14 protein-coding genes are annotated in these 14,087 nt (G+C 68.8%); 8 read left to right on the top strand and 6 right to left on the bottom strand.

Annotated features, from left to right (window positions below):
- Positions 1-31 precede the first annotated feature (31 nt).
- From Afe05nite_RS08380 to mca, 3 genes are all read right to left on the bottom strand, one after another.
- Complete coding sequence (locus tag Afe05nite_RS08380; protein ID WP_438867803.1) at positions 32-2,575, bottom strand: putative bifunctional diguanylate cyclase/phosphodiesterase; 2,544 nt, start codon at positions 2,573-2,575, stop codon at positions 32-34.
- A gap of 249 nt (positions 2,576-2,824) precedes the next feature.
- Complete coding sequence (locus tag Afe05nite_RS08385; protein ID WP_239117677.1) at positions 2,825-3,118, bottom strand: hypothetical protein; 294 nt, start codon at positions 3,116-3,118, stop codon at positions 2,825-2,827.
- Between the two features lie 56 nt (positions 3,119-3,174).
- Entirely contained in the window at positions 3,175-4,062 is an 888-nt protein-coding gene (gene mca, locus Afe05nite_RS08390) for a mycothiol conjugate amidase Mca (protein WP_203816412.1), read from the bottom strand.
- A gap of 109 nt (positions 4,063-4,171) precedes the next feature.
- Between mca and Afe05nite_RS08395 the strand changes: the two genes are divergently transcribed.
- Both Afe05nite_RS08395 and greA read left to right on the top strand, forming a co-directional pair.
- On the top strand, positions 4,172-4,591 hold the full coding sequence (locus tag Afe05nite_RS08395) for a DUF4307 domain-containing protein (RefSeq protein ID WP_239117651.1): 420 nt from the start codon (positions 4,172-4,174) through the stop codon (positions 4,589-4,591).
- Between the two features lie 187 nt (positions 4,592-4,778).
- Positions 4,779-5,273, top strand: a complete 495-nt coding sequence (greA, locus tag Afe05nite_RS08400) for a transcription elongation factor GreA (RefSeq protein ID WP_203816414.1) — start codon at positions 4,779-4,781, stop codon at positions 5,271-5,273.
- 19 nt (positions 5,274-5,292) lie between these two features.
- Here the strand turns inward: greA and ilvA are convergent, their stop codons facing one another.
- Genes ilvA through Afe05nite_RS08415 form a run of 3 tightly spaced genes read right to left on the bottom strand, consistent with a single transcriptional unit; the run spans position 5,293 to position 9,064 of the window.
- Positions 5,293-6,513, bottom strand: a complete 1,221-nt coding sequence (gene ilvA, locus Afe05nite_RS08405) for a threonine ammonia-lyase (protein WP_203816415.1) — start codon at positions 6,511-6,513, stop codon at positions 5,293-5,295.
- Between the two features lie 21 nt (positions 6,514-6,534).
- Positions 6,535-7,893, bottom strand: coding sequence for an amidase (locus Afe05nite_RS08410; protein ID WP_203816416.1), 1,359 nt, complete (start codon positions 7,891-7,893; stop codon positions 6,535-6,537).
- 19 nt (positions 7,894-7,912) lie between these two features.
- Positions 7,913-9,064: a cystathionine gamma-synthase gene (locus tag Afe05nite_RS08415; protein WP_203816417.1), complete on the bottom strand. Its 1,152-nt coding sequence runs from the start codon at positions 9,062-9,064 to the stop codon at positions 7,913-7,915.
- A 24-nt stretch (positions 9,065-9,088) separates the two neighbouring features.
- Between Afe05nite_RS08415 and Afe05nite_RS08420 the strand changes: the two genes are divergently transcribed.
- The 6 genes from Afe05nite_RS08420 to Afe05nite_RS08445 all read left to right on the top strand — a co-directional run bounded on the left by Afe05nite_RS08420 (position 9,089) and on the right by Afe05nite_RS08445 (position 14,071).
- Positions 9,089-9,502, top strand: a complete 414-nt coding sequence (locus Afe05nite_RS08420) for an HIT family protein (RefSeq protein ID WP_203816418.1) — start codon at positions 9,089-9,091, stop codon at positions 9,500-9,502.
- A 48-nt stretch (positions 9,503-9,550) separates the two neighbouring features.
- Positions 9,551-10,210, top strand: a complete 660-nt coding sequence (gene msrA / locus Afe05nite_RS08425; protein WP_203816621.1) for a peptide-methionine (S)-S-oxide reductase MsrA — start codon at positions 9,551-9,553, stop codon at positions 10,208-10,210.
- Positions 10,211-10,283: 73 nt separating this feature from the next.
- Complete coding sequence (locus tag Afe05nite_RS08430; RefSeq protein WP_239117652.1) at positions 10,284-10,607, top strand: hypothetical protein; 324 nt, start codon at positions 10,284-10,286, stop codon at positions 10,605-10,607.
- A 10-nt stretch (positions 10,608-10,617) separates the two neighbouring features.
- On the top strand, positions 10,618-11,271 hold the full coding sequence (locus Afe05nite_RS08435; protein WP_203816419.1) for a nucleotidyl transferase AbiEii/AbiGii toxin family protein: 654 nt from the start codon (positions 10,618-10,620) through the stop codon (positions 11,269-11,271).
- Positions 11,272-12,003: 732 nt separating this feature from the next.
- Positions 12,004-12,321: a hypothetical protein gene (locus tag Afe05nite_RS08440; protein ID WP_203816420.1), complete on the top strand. Its 318-nt coding sequence runs from the start codon at positions 12,004-12,006 to the stop codon at positions 12,319-12,321.
- Positions 12,322-12,634: 313 nt separating this feature from the next.
- Positions 12,635-14,071 (top strand): CYTH and CHAD domain-containing protein, encoded by a 1,437-nt coding sequence (locus Afe05nite_RS08445; protein ID WP_203816421.1) that lies wholly within the window; start codon positions 12,635-12,637, stop codon positions 14,069-14,071.
- Positions 14,072-14,087 lie beyond the last annotated feature (16 nt).

Here is a 14,087-nt window from a genome sequence, read left to right on the forward strand (position 1 = left end):
ACCGCTACTGGATCTTACGAACGTCGATGCCTCAGGAGGCGTCGTCGGCGCGCAGCGGGCGAATGTTGTTCGGCGCCGCCTCGGCCAGCTGGGTCAGGGCCTGGACGATGCGGTCGGCCGGCATCGGCTTGCAGAAGTGGTAACCCTGGGCCGACGGGCAACCCAGCTCGATCAGGGCCGCTCGCTGCTCGGTCGTCTCGACACCCTCGGCCACCACTCGCACGCCGAGACGGGCGCCCAGCTCCACGGCCCCACGCACGACGGCCTCGGCGGCGGCCGAATCGATCATGTCGTCCACGAAAGACCGGTCGATCTTGATCTCGTGGACCGGCGCCCTCGTAACTATCGACAGGGAGGAGTAACCAGTGCCGAAGTCGTCGAGGGACAGTTGCACGCCGGCGTTGCGCAGCTCGGCCAGGACGTCGTCGACGATGGCCTGCTCACTCACCGCCACCGACTCGGTGATCTCGAGGACCAGACGGGCGGCGGGCGCGCGGTGACGGCGCAGGGCGTCCGCGACCTGGGCCGGGAAACCGGGGTCGAGCAGGCTGCGGGCCGACACGTTCACCGAGACCGGGACGTCCACCCCGGCCGAGTTCCACGAGCCGGCCGCGGACAGCGCCAGGTCGAGCACCCGGTGGGTGAACGGGGTCAGCAGCTCGGTGTGCTCGACGGTGCGGATGAACTCGTTCGGGGACAACTGGCCGCGACGCGGATGCCGCCAGCGGACCAAGGCCTCCACCCCGGTCGGAGCGGCCGTCTCGAGGTCGACCGCGGGCTGCAGGTGCAGCACGATCTGGTCGTCGGCGGCGAGCGCGTCCTGCAGCTCGGCCAGCAGAGCCAGCTCGTCGGTGGTCAGGACGTCCTGGCTGGTGTCGTAGGTGGCAACCGCCATCTCCTGCCGCTTGGCCTGGTCGAGGGCGAGCGACGCGCGGCGTACCAGCTCGGTGAACTCGACCCGGCCGGCCCGCGCGACGGCCACCCCCACGGCGATCTCCACCGCGAGGCGTACGCCGGCGACCTCCATCGGCTGACCGATCAAGTCGACGAGCTCGCGGGCACGCCGAACCGCCATCGGCAGTGGTGTCGGCGTCTCGCGCAGCGGGGTGGCCGAGTCGGTGAGCGCGGTGATGGCCGGGATGACGAGCGCGAACTCGTCGTCCCCGGTGCGCGCGACCAGCTCCGACTCGCGGCACAACTCGCCGAGCCGCTCGGCGATCAGGGCCAGCACCTCGTCGCCGCACCGGTGGCCGAGCGTGCCGTTGACCTCGCGGAACCCGTTCACGTCGAGCAGCAGCAGGGCGACGTGCCGATCGCGCTCGAGCGAGCGCATCACCTGGTCGCCGTCGGCGAGCAGGCTGGCCCGGTTGCGTACGCCGGTGAGCTGGTCGTGGGCGAAGTTGTAGGTGGCCTGTTCGCGCAGCTCAGCGACCTGCACCTGGCCCGACGCATCATGCAGCGCGGCCGCGAGTGCGTCGCCGTAGGCGGAGATGGCGGCCTCGTCCCGGGGCGCCGGCAGGGTCGGGGCGGCCAGCCAGACGGTCAACTCGCCGACGATCTCGCTGCCGACCGACATCGAGCGGGTGATCGCCGGTCCGGGCAGGCCGGCGAGCACGTTGTCCTGGCCGGGACCGTCCTGGGCGTAGCGGTGCTCGCCCTCGGGGTTGCGCACCTCGATCTCCACCCGGCGGGCGCCGAAGACGTCGAGGGCGCCCCGCAATCCGGCCGTCGCCACCTCCCGCTCGGTGCCGCCGGGCAGGGTCGAGGTGGCCGCCGCGAAGGCCTCCCACATCCGGCGCTCCTCCTCGGCGCGCAGGTGGAAGCGGTAGGTGCGCTGGAGCAGCCAGAGTCCGGGGCCGAACGCCAGCAGCCAGGCCGGCCCGCGCATGAGCGCGAACACCGCACCGAGACCGACGAGCACGTTGCCGACGAACATCGGGATCTTGGCGTACGGGATGCGGGCGAGGATCTGGCCGGTCGCCGCGTCCCGGTGCAACGTCAGGGTGAGGGCCGCGAGGCCGAACGTGATCAGCAGATAGACGAGGGCGCCGGTGACCAGGGCGCCTTGCGTGCGCACGCTGAGCACCGGCGAGTCACCGGCGATCAGCCGAGCCACCGTGGCGGCGCCGGCCGCGCCCAGCGACAGCGAGGCGGCGAGGTGCGCGACCTCGGCGATGTTGCGGTGTTCGTCCAGCCACGACAGCAGCGCCCAGGCCCCGACGGCGCCGGCCAGGGTGGCCAGCGGCAACCAGCCGGGCGGAGCCACCACGAAGCCGATGATGAACGCGGCCTCGCCCCAGGAGACCGAGACGACGCCACGGCCGAGCCGGAACCGGAGCCGGGCGAGTTGACCGGCCAGCACGAGAATCGCGGCCAGAGCAACCCCGGCCGTTACCGAGAGTGGACCTTCGTTGGGACGTGACACGGGCAACAGAACACCCGCGAAGGCCACCAGAAGGGCCAGCAGAACGACCGCGGCGGTGAGCGATCGGACCCCTCGGGAACGGCCCGCGAGACCCGCGGCGTCGATCCACGATCGACGACCGCCGGTCCGGGCGACCGGTGGGGCCGTCACGAGTTGTCCCAGTTCACGAGCGGCACGAGCGGATGCACGTGCATCTGCAGGGGCGAAAGCGAAGGGCGGGGAATGGTCATTTCGAGCGCCCCCTTCCGCGCCGGGTCAGGGGTCGTTGGGACCCCCGGCGGAAGGCTAAATCAATCCCGATGAACACAACAAGGGTTGACGCACGACCCGTGGTCGCCTTTGGTCAGACCAATACGGAGCGTGGTTTTCACTCACGCCGATAAATACGCTGCGACGTGGTTAAACGCGACCCTGATCGCCTTCGGGGTCAAGGGCATCACTATCCGTAGTAATGCCCTTGACCTCGTGTTCCGTAGCGGCGGCAGTAGCCCGCGATCGATCCTGGTCGACCTTCGGCGCGGGCTTTCCCTCGTCGGAGTGCTCGAGGTCGGCATTCAGGCGCGCGATCTCAGCTTCACGCTGCGTCTGCTGAGCGTCGGGGAAACTGTCGGGAAGCCGACGCAAGCGCTTGTTCATATTGCGGATCAGCAGCACAGTTGCTATGACCAGCAGCACGATCACGAACAGGCCCATCGGCCCGGCCAGACCGCCGGACCGGGTGTCGCCGAAGTTGTTGACCGCGAAGTCGTTCACACCTCGGATCGTACTGCCGACTCGTGGATGCCCGCGAAGAGGTCGGACTCCGGGATCGGGCTGTCGACCAGCGAACGGGCCAGCTCGAAGTCCTCGGTCGGCCACACCTTCCGCTGGAGCTCCAGCGGAATGCGGAACCAGAAGCCGTCGGGGTCGACCTGGGTGGCGTGGGCGCGCAGCGCGTCGTCCCGAACGCTGAAGTAATCCCCGCACTCGATCCGCGTGGTGATCTTGTCACCCCGGTCGTCGCGGTCGGACCACTTCTCCAGCCACTCCGTGTAGGGCGACTCGAGGCCGGCCGCCAGCATGCCCTCGTGCAGGGCAAGCATCCGCGCGCGGGTCCAGCCGGAGTTGTAGTAGAGCTTCAGCGGCTGCCACGGCTCGCCGAGCTCCGGGTATTTCTCCGGGTCGCCGGCGGCGTCGAAGGCCACCACCGACACCTTGTGGCACATGATGTGGTCGGGGTGCGGGTAGCCGCCGTTCTCGTCGTACGTCGTCATGACATGCGGGCGGAACTCGCGGATCAGCTTGATCAGCGGCTTGGCCGCCTCTTCCGGGTCCTGCAGGCCGAAGCAGCCCTCGGGCAGCGGCGGCAGCGGGTCACCCTCGGGCAGCCCGGAGTCGACGAAGCCGAGCCAGGCCTGGTCGACACCGAGGATCTCGCGCGCCTGGTCCATCTCGGCGCGCCTGATGTTGGTGATGTCCGCCAGCACCTCGGGACGGTCCATCTGCGGGTTGAGCACGGAGCCGCGCTCCCCACCCGTACACGTTGCGACCAGCACTTTCACGCCGTCGGCCACATATTTGGCCATGGTGGCGGCGCCCTTGCTCGACTCGTCGTCGGGGTGGGCGTGCACCGCCATGAGACGCATCTGCTCGGTCACCTGAGATCTCCCTGCCGCACCTGAACTTCCGCCGACGGAGCCGGCTGCGAAGATGGACTCTGCCATTCTGGCCGATCGCACCGACAAGAAACGCACGAGAGGTCGTCAGGTGAGCGAGACGCACACCACAAACCCGGTCTTCCCGCCGGGACGATACGGACGCAGGCGCGCGGGCCGTCGCCAACTGGTGCTGCCGATCTTCGTGCTGATTCTGGTCGTCGCCGCGTCGCTGCTGGTTTCCGTCAAGCTCTACCAGCGCTACGGGCAGACCGATTACGAGGCCCAGATCGTCGGCTGGCAGGAGCCGACCGCGACGACGATGGTCGTCAAGTTCCGGGTCCGCGTGCCGGCCGGGGGTGCCGCCAAGTGTGTCCTGCGCGCCCGTGACTATCAGGGCAACCAGGTGGGGCTCGAGACGGTCGTGGTGCGCGCCGCGGCGGGACGGAGCGAGATCGAGACGGAGACGCCGGTGACCACCTCCGAAAAGGCCTCCGTCGGTGATGTGCTGCGTTGCCAACCGGCCGGATGAGCGACGACTCTGCGATCCCGTGGAAATAGTGCGAGATCGAGAGTCCCGTTGAAATAGTGCAAGATTGAGCAATTAAGGCACCTGGCCTACCGCTGGTAAGCTTGGTGATTCGCTCCGTTCAGCATGCACCGGTGTAGGTGAGCGTTGGTGATGTTGAGCGTTTCCCGTTTCAGCAAGGAGATCGACCGTGTCCAGTTCAGAGGCGCCCAAGACTTGGCTATCTCAGGACGCTCACGACCGGCTGCAGGCCGAGCTTGACGAGCTGATCGCCGCGCGGCCCGCGGTCGCCGCGGAGATCAACGCGCGCCGCGAGGAGGGTGACTTGCGGGAGAACGGTGGCTACCACGCCGCCCGCGAGGAGCAGGGAAAGCAGGAAGGCCGCATTCAATACCTCAAGGAGTTCCTGCGCAACGCCGAGGTCGGCGAGGTGCAGGCGGCCGATTCGGTGCAGCCCGGCTCGGTCGTGACGATCTACTTCGACAACGACAAGAGCGACACCGAGACCTTCCTGCTCGGCTCCCGGGAGATCGCCTCCACGACCGACCTGACGGTCTACAGCCCGGAGTCGGCGCTCGGCAAGGCGATCCTCGGCAGCAGCACCGGTCAGACCGTGACCTACACGGCCCCCAGCGGCGCCGACATCAAGGTCACCGTGGTCAAGTTCGGCGCTTTCGAAGGCTGAGAAGTGGGGCCGGACCCGCTCAGTAGCTGAGCGGGTCCACCCGATAGCCGGCGCCGCGCAATGCGCTGATCAGCGCCGCGGAATGGTCCGGCCCCCGGGTCTCCACCGAGAGGGCCACCTCCGCCTCGCCGAAGCTGAGCCGCGGACTGTGCCGCGAGTGCGACACGTCCACCACGTTCGCCCGCTGGTCGGCGATCTCGCCGAGCAACCGGGCCAACGCCCCCGGCCGGTCGTCGCAATGCACCGCCAGTCGCAGGAACCGCCCCGCCGCCGCCAGGCCGTGCTCGATCACCCGCAGCAGCAGCATCGGATCGATGTTGCCGCCGGACAGGATCGCCACCACCGGAGCCCCCGGCTCGACCATGCAGGCGCCGGTGAGCAGCGCCGCCACCGCTGCCCCGCCGGCCGGCTCCACCACCATCTTGTGCCGTTCGAGAAGCACCAGCAGCGCCGCCGACAGGTCCTCGTCGGTGACCGTGACGATCTCGTCGACCAGCTTGCTGACGTGCGCGAAGGTGAGATCACCCGGTCGTAGGACGGCGATGCCGTCGGCGATCGTGACACCCCTGTCGAGTTTCACCGGCGCTCCCGCGGCCAGCGACGGCGGATAGGCGGCGGCCCCGCTGGCCTGCACCCCGACGATCCGGATGTCGGGCCGCAGCGCCTTGGTCGCGACCGCCAGACCGGAGACCAGGCCACCGCCACCGGTCGCGGTGACGATCGTGGCCGCCGCCGGCAGCTGCTCGAGGATCTCCAGGCCGACCGTGCCCTGCCCGGCGATGACGTCGGGGTGGTCGAACGGATGGATCAGCACCGCCCCGGTCGCCAGCGCGAAGTTCTTCGCCGCCTCGAGCGCGTCGTCGACCGTCGTGCCCGCGTACTCGATGGCCGCGCCGTACCCCCGGGTGGCAGTGACCTTCGGCAGCGGCGCGCCCTCCGGCATGAAGACGGTGGAGCTGGCGCCGAGCAACCCGGCCGCGAGCGCCACCCCCTGCGCGTGGTTGCCGGCGCTCGCGGCGACGACGCCGCGCTTGCGCTCGGCCTCGGAGAGCCGGGCGATCCGGGTGTACGCCCCCCGCACCTTGTACGACCCGGCGCGTTGCTGGTTCTCGCATTTGAGCCAGACCGGAGCTCCGGTGATCTCGGAGATCGGGCGGGATTCGATGAGCGGGGTCTTCGTCGCGATCCCGGCGAGCAGTTCGCGCGCTGCCTCAACATCAGCGAGTGACAGCAGGTCCATGAGAGGAATCCTGCCACCCGGTCAGCCGAAGGCGTGACGCTGCCAGGGGTTGCGGACCTCGAACTGGCCGGCGATGGCGAGGAGCAGCAGTTCCGAGTCGGGCGGGCCGATGATCTGCACGGCCAGCGGAAGACCATCGGGGCGCATGCCCACCGGGACCACGATAGCCGGGAGACCGGCCACGTTCCACGGCGCGGCGTACGGGGCGTACCGCATGCTGACCTGCATGTTCTGCCGCCAGGAGCCGTTCGCGTATTGCTCGGCGAGCGGCGGCGCGGCGGCCAGGGCCGGGGTGACCAGCACGTCGACGTCGTGGTCGGCGAAGAACTTGATCGACGCCGCCCGCCACGCGTCCCGGTGTGCCTGCTTGACCAGTCCGGCCTTCCACGCCAGCTTGCCGAGCCGGATGTGCCGGCGGGTGCGCGGCTGCAGTTTGGACACGTCGAGCTGCTGCGACTCGCGGTAGGCCGAGGCGAACCAGGTGGCCAGCACCCGCAGGCCCAGCGAGGTCGGGTAGCGCGGATCGGCGGTGACGGTGTCGTGCCCGGCCTCCACCAGCAGTTTCGACGCGGTGACGACGGCCTGCCGGTTCGGCTCGTCGGGCTGGATGCCGACCACCGGCGAGCGCGTCGAGATGCCCACCCGCAGCCTGGGCGGCTCGACGAGCTTCGCCGGCTCACGACCGGCAAGCACCGAGAAGCCGAGCACCGCGTCGGCCACCGTGGTGGTCAGCACGCCGTTCTCCACCAGGCCGAACCAGCCGTCGATGCCCAGCTCGGCGGGAACCACACCGCTGCCCGGCTTCAGCCCGACCAGCCCGCAGCAGGCCGCCGGGATGCGGATCGAGCCGAGCCCGTCGTTGCCGTGCGCGATCGGCACCAGACCGGCCGCCACGGCCGCGGCCGAACCACCCGACGAGCCACCCGGCGTGCGGTCGCGATCCCACGGGTTGCGGGTCGGCACGTCGGTGTCGTCGGTGACCGCCCACAACCCCATCTCGGGCATCCGGGTCACGCCGACCACGACCGCGCCCGCGCCCCGCAGCCGGCGCACCACCTCGTGGTCGACCTCGGCGACCGGGCCGCGCGCCGCCGCCGACCCGCCCCAGGTGGGCAGGCCGGCCACGGCGGTGTTCTCCTTGACCGCGACCGGCACGCCGGCCAGCGGAAGGTTCGCCAGATCTTCCTGGTCGTCGACCTTTTCCGCCTCGGCGAGCGCCTCGCCGGCCCGAACCACCCGGAACGCGTCAAGCGTCGGGTCGGAGATCGCTATCTGCTCCAGCGTGTCGGCGACAACCTGGGCGGCGGACACGTCTCCGCGTCGCACCCCCCGGGAGATCTGCTTCGCCGTGGCGCCCGCCCAGCTCGTGCCGTCCGACATACCAGCTCCATAAAAAAGGTCAGCCGAGTGCCTGCTCCAGGTCAGCGAGCAGATCGTCAACGCTCTCGATGCCGACAGACAGTCGCACGAGATCGGCGGGGACTTCAAGCGGTGAGCCCGCAGCGGACAGGTGTGTCATCTGACCCGGGTGCTCGATGAGCGATTCGACTCCACCGAGCGACTCGGCCAACACGAACAGTCGCGTCCGATTGCAGATCTCGATCGCCGCCTCCGGGCCGCCCGCGGCCCGGAACGACACCATGCCGCCGAAGCGCTGCATCTGCTTCGCCGCCGTCTCGTGCCCCGGGTGCGTCTCGAGACCCGGGTAGAGCACGCTCGCCACGGCCGAGTGCTCGCTCAGGTATCCGACGATCCGCTCCGCGTTGTCACAGTGCCGCTCCATCCGTACGCCCAGGGTCTTGATGCCCCGCAGGGTGAGCCAGGCGTCGAAGGGCCCGTTGACCGCACCCATCGCGTTCTGATGGAAGGCGAGCTGGTCGCCGAGGTCGTCGCTCGCGACGACGAGCGCGCCGCCGACCACGTCGGAATGTCCACCCAGGTATTTGGTGGTGGAGTGCACGACCACGTCGGCGCCGAGCGCGAGCGGCTGCTGAAGGTACGGCGAGGCGAACGTGTTGTCCACGGTCAGCATCGCGTCGTACTCGTGCGCCAGCTCGGCCAGCGCCGGGATGTCGGCGATGTTGAGCAGCGGATTGGTCGGGGTCTCCGCCCAGATCATCCGGGTGTGACCGGGACGGAACGCGGCCCGCACCCCGTCCAGATCGTCGAGCGGGACCGCGGTCCAGTCCAGCCCCCAGTTCTCGGCGACCTTGGAGAATAGGCGGAAGGTGCCGCCGTACGCGTCCCCGGGGATCACCACGTGGTCACCGGGCCGGCAGACGGCGCGCAGCAGGGTGTCCTCGGCGGCCAGACCGCTCGCGAAGGCGAGGCCCCGCCGGCCGCCCTCGATCGCCGCCAGGCACTCCTGGAGGGCGTCGCGTGTCGGGTTGCTGGAGCGGGAGTACTCGTAGCCGAGCCGGGGTGCGCCGACGGCGTCCTGGGCGTAGGTGCTCGTCTGGTAGATCGGAGGCACCACCGAGCCCGTACGCGGATCCGGCTCCTGGCCGGCATGGATGGCAAGGGTGTCGAAGCCATAGCTGTTAGCCGTCATGTTGCGCAAGGCTAGTCTCGCTGGGTGGCGGACTGCGTGTTCTGTGCGATCGTGGCGGGTTCGGTGCCCGCCTTCAAGGTCATCGACTCCCCCGCAGGTGTCGGCTTCCTCGACACCCGCCCCGTCTTCAAGGGCCATGTGCTGGTCGTGCCCCGCGAGCACGTGGTGACGCTGCCCGAGCTGCCCGCCTCGGTGCTGCCCGACTATTTCGCCCTCGTGCAGCGGGTCAGCGCCGCGGTGCCGGCCGCGCTCGGAGCCACCGGAACCTTTGTCGCCATAAACAACATCGTGTCGCAATCAGTTCCCCACCTGCACACCCACGTGGTGCCGCGGACGAAGGGCGACGGCCTGCGCGGGTTCTTCTGGCCCCGCACCAGATACGCCGACGACGCCGAGGCCACCGACTACGCCGCCAAGATCGCGGATCGGCTCCGGTAAGGATGCCCTGACCTCCGGTGTTACACCCGGTGGATGAAGGGAGTGACCGTGTTCCTGCGGCACAAGAAGCTCGAACTGCCCACCCCCGAGAAGGCCCTCCCGGGCCGCCCGCTGTCGATGCCGGTCGCCGACCGGCACACCGTGCTCGGCACCCCGCTGACCGGCCCGTGGCCCGCCGGCCTCGAGGTCGCGGTCTTCGGAATGGGCTGTTTCTGGGGCGCCGAGCGGATCTTCTGGCGCCTGCCCGGGGTCTACTCGACCTCGGTCGGCTATTCCGGCGGCTTCACGAAGAACCCGACCTACGAGGAGACCTGCTCCGGCTCCACCGGCCACACCGAGGTCGTCCAGGTCGTCTACGATCCCGCCAAGATCGCCTTCGAGGACCTGCTCAAGGCCTTCTGGGAGAATCACGACCCGACCCAGGGCATGCGCCAGGGCAACGACGTGGGCACCCAATACCGCTCGGCGATCTACACCACCACCGACGCCCAGCTGGCCACGGCGAAGTCGTCGCTGGAAGCCTTCCAGCCGGTCGTGACCAAGGCCGGCCGCGGCCCGATAACCACCGAGATCCGCCCGCTGGCGACGTACTACTACGCCGAGGACTACCACCAGCAGTACCTGAGCGACAGCAAGAACCCGTACGGCTACTGCAACCACGGCCCGAACGGCATGACCTGCCCGGTCGGGGTGGCTCGCACCAACTGACTCGGTACCCCACGGGACGGGTACCTCCGCGGACCCGTCCCGTGTGACGATGGATGGGAGGAGGTGGCCTGAGATGCGCCGATACGCCAAACCGATCGTCGTTGCGGACGATCTCAGCCTGCTGCGCGGGCAGACGACGGGCTTAGTGACCTTGCCGCGGCACCTCGACTGGTCCGGCGCCGCCAACTATGACCTCGACAGCCCTGGCCGTGTCGTCGATCTCTACCGCACGGTCCTGATCGAGGGCACCAAACCCGACGATCTCCACAGGTTTCTCGATCAGACGGTTCTGACAAGGCTGTGGCCGTCGATCTGGCTCCCGCCGGAACTACGCCATGCGTGGGAACAGCGCTTCCCGGAGCTTCGGCCGACCGGGCCGGAGATCTCTGCCGCGTAAGGTCGCCGACATGGATCCCCGTCACCGCGAGCTGGCCGAGATCGCCCTTCGCGTGGCCGGAGGCGACTACGGACTCGCGCTCGCCGGTGGCTACGCCGTTCGGGAGCACGGGATGGGTGATCGGCCGAGCGGTGACGTCGATCTGTTCACCGACTGGGAGCGCCGGGCAGACTTCCCCGCCGCCGCCGATCTCGTCATCCAGGCTCTGGCTGACAACGGATACACGGTCCACGTCGACGCCCGAGCGGACACCTTCGCCCGCCTATTGGTCTCCCGGCCCGACGAACCAGACACGGATCCGCAGAAGGTGGAACTGGCCGCCGACTGGCGTGCCCACCCACCGGTAACGCTGAGCGTCGGGCCCGTTCTGCACCCGGACGACGCCGTCGGTAACAAGATGGCGGCACTCTACGGCCGGGCACTCGCCCGCGACTTTCTGGACATCGATGCCGTGCTCACCAGTGGCCGCTACACCGGCGACCAACTCCTTCGACTGATCGAAGCCGCCGATCCCGGCTTCGATCGCGCAACCTTCGCCGACGTGCTGGGAGCGGCTGATCAAATCAGTGACGCCGCATTCACTCCTTACCGCATCGACCCGGAATACCTTCAGGGCCTGCGCCGACGATTCGCTGACTGGCAGAAGCAACTGCGCCGGACATGAAACGCCCGTCAGAATGATGCGGCCGGTCCATCGGTAGTGCTTACAACGGAGTCGAATTCCTCGACCAACTCGTGGCGTACACGGGCTTTAGCCCAGGACGAAGCCGAGGGAAGCCGTGCTCTAAATCCGACAGCCGGGGACTGATAACGCTATCCACCTGGTAAAACGCGCCTTGCGAGAGCTGTTTTACCTCGCCCTCCAAACGGTTTGGAGCCGGGGTACGCCCGCCAACCGGTCGATGCGGCACTCGCAGCCGTCGGCAGGCTACCGACGCACAGTCGGCAACCTGCCGAGGGGCGCGGTATGGCCTTCCGACCGTGCTGAACTGCCTGCTTCACCTATTTTTTGACATTTATCATTACAGGGGCCGGGCAACGCGCGCAGCCGATGGCAGAGGGACGACTGGGCCGGGACTGTCGCCTCGTTCACCCACCCGGACGACAAGAACAGCGGGCGAATCCTGGCCGGAGAGAGCTATCTCGATCCCGTGCGATGGGCGCTGACCGGGATTCTCACGGCATTCCTGCTGCTGTCCGGGCCGATCCACCGAGTTCGTGGCGCGCATGTCGTCGCCTTCGCGGTCGTCACCACGGGATTCCATCCCTGTGGATGACCGGCCGGGGTCTGCTCTCGGACTCCGACCCGGCTGACGCGGACTGACGAACAAGGGGCTTTTCATGCCCCAGGCTGAAAAAGATCGACATATGCCTACATCATTCGCACACTGGGACTATGCCCACCTTCAACAACGAGGAGGAGCGTGCCGCCTGGACGCTGGCGGAGTCCCTCCAAGAGCTGGCGAACAAGATGATGCATCAGGCCGAAGCCGCCCTGGAGACGTGGAAGCTCGGCAAGGAGATGAACCGGCTGCGCTGTGAGCGGCGCGGCATCAGCGCCTCGGATGCGGAGATCCGGTGGGCGGGGTCGGCCAACTCGAAGAACGCGCTCACCGACAACAGCTTTCACGTCGGCCTGGCGACGATGTATTTCAGCGCCGCTCAGGCCAGTTATTCACGGGCGCTCTACCTGCGGTCCCGGAGCGCTGGGTGACGCGGGTGGCTTGGGGTCGGACGTCGGCGCGGCCGACGCGGGGGTCGCGAGGGCCAGGCCGAGCACGGCTCCCGCACTGATCAGGCCGAGACCTGCCAGCGAAAGCGGGCGACGGTCGGGCTTCTCCATGAGGTGCCTCCTGCCGAAGTGCCGAGTGGTGAGTGCCGAGAGGTGAGTGCCAACACGTGAGTGCCGACAGGTGAATGCCAACAGGTGAGCTAGAAGAGTGCCACCGCCGGCTGAGATGAACCTGTGCGGAAGCTGCCAATTGATTGCTCTGTGTATGAGCGCGCCGGTCGGGCACCATGAACGCATGGAGATCGCCAACGAGACAGAGCGTAAGTACGACGTCCCCGATGGCTTTGAATTGCCCTCGTTGGTGGGTACCGGCGGCATTCGCGACGTCAGTGGCGCCCAGACGCACGACCTCGACGCCACCTACTTCGACACCGACGATCTCTCCTTGATGCGCAAGAAGCTGACCTTGCGACGGCGCACCGGTGGCGACGACGCCGGGTGGCATCTGAAGACGCCGGGCAGCGGTAACAGCCGGACCGAGCACCGGATGCCGCTGGAAAGCAGCGAGAACGGCGACCAGGACACGGTCCCGGCCGAGCTGCACGGCCTGGTGCGGGCGGTCAGCCGGCGGGCGAGCCTGAAGCCGATCGCCCGCCTGCGCACGCGTCGCGTCGAGACGCCGTTGCGGGACGCCAGGGGCCGCACGCTCGCGTTGATCGCGCAGGACCAGGTGACGGCGGAGTCCGACGGCAAGAAGCAGCGGTGGCAGGAGCTCGAGGTCGAGTTGGTCGACGGCGACCCGGCCATCCTGAAGACCATCGAGAAGCGCCTGCTCAAGGTGGGCGCCCGACCGGCCGAGGGCCCGTCCAAGGTCGCCCGCGCGGTCAAGGAGCGCCTCGCCGGGGCGGTCGGACAACCAAAGGTCCGGGGCCCGGTCTTCACGTACGCCCGGGAGCAGCGCGACGCTCTCGCCGAGTACGACCCGGGTGTGCGCCAGGGCGACCCGGAGTCCGTACACAAGATGCGTGTCGCGACCCGGCGCCTGCGCAGCACCCTGAAGACCTTCAAGCGCTCGTTCCCCGGCTTCGAAGAAGTCGGCGACGAGCTGAAATGGCTCGCCGACCGGCTCGGTGAGGTGCGCGACGGCCAGGTGCAGAAGGGCAAGCTGCTGGCCGGCGTCGACGGGTCGGGTCCGCAGTTCGCCGAGGCTGGTGAACGCATCCGGCAGCATCTCGACAGCCAGGTCGAACGGGGCCGGGCGGCGCTGGTCGAGGCCTTGGACAGCGAGCGATACCTGGCCCTGCTCGACCGGGTCGACCAGCTCAGCAGCCTCCCCGGCACCGGTGAGCGGCAGCCGATCAAGCGGGCCGCGAAGAGTCTCAGCAAGGCCGACGCCCTGCTCGACCAGGCGCTTGCCGACGGCGAAGATCACGAGCTGCACGACGCCCGGAAGGCCTACAAGCGCGCCCGCTATGCCGTCGAGGTGTTCGCCCCGGGCGCCGGTAAGCCCGGAAAACAGTTGGTCAACGAGCTGACCGAGCTCCAGGACGTGCTCGGTGCGCACCAGGACTCGGTGGTCGCCCGGGAACTGCTGCACGAGCTCGGGCCGGACAGCTTCTGGTTCGGCGTGCTGTGGGCCCGGCAGGAGCAGGTCGGCAAGAACACCTACGCCGAGTTGCCGGTGGTGGTGGAGGCTTCGCGAAAGACGAACCTTCGCAAGTGGATGGGCTGAAGTTCATCTTCCGCGG

It is taken from the genome of Paractinoplanes ferrugineus (genome assembly GCF_016862195.1).
Taxonomy (GTDB): domain Bacteria; phylum Actinomycetota; class Actinomycetes; order Mycobacteriales; family Micromonosporaceae; genus Actinoplanes; species Actinoplanes ferrugineus.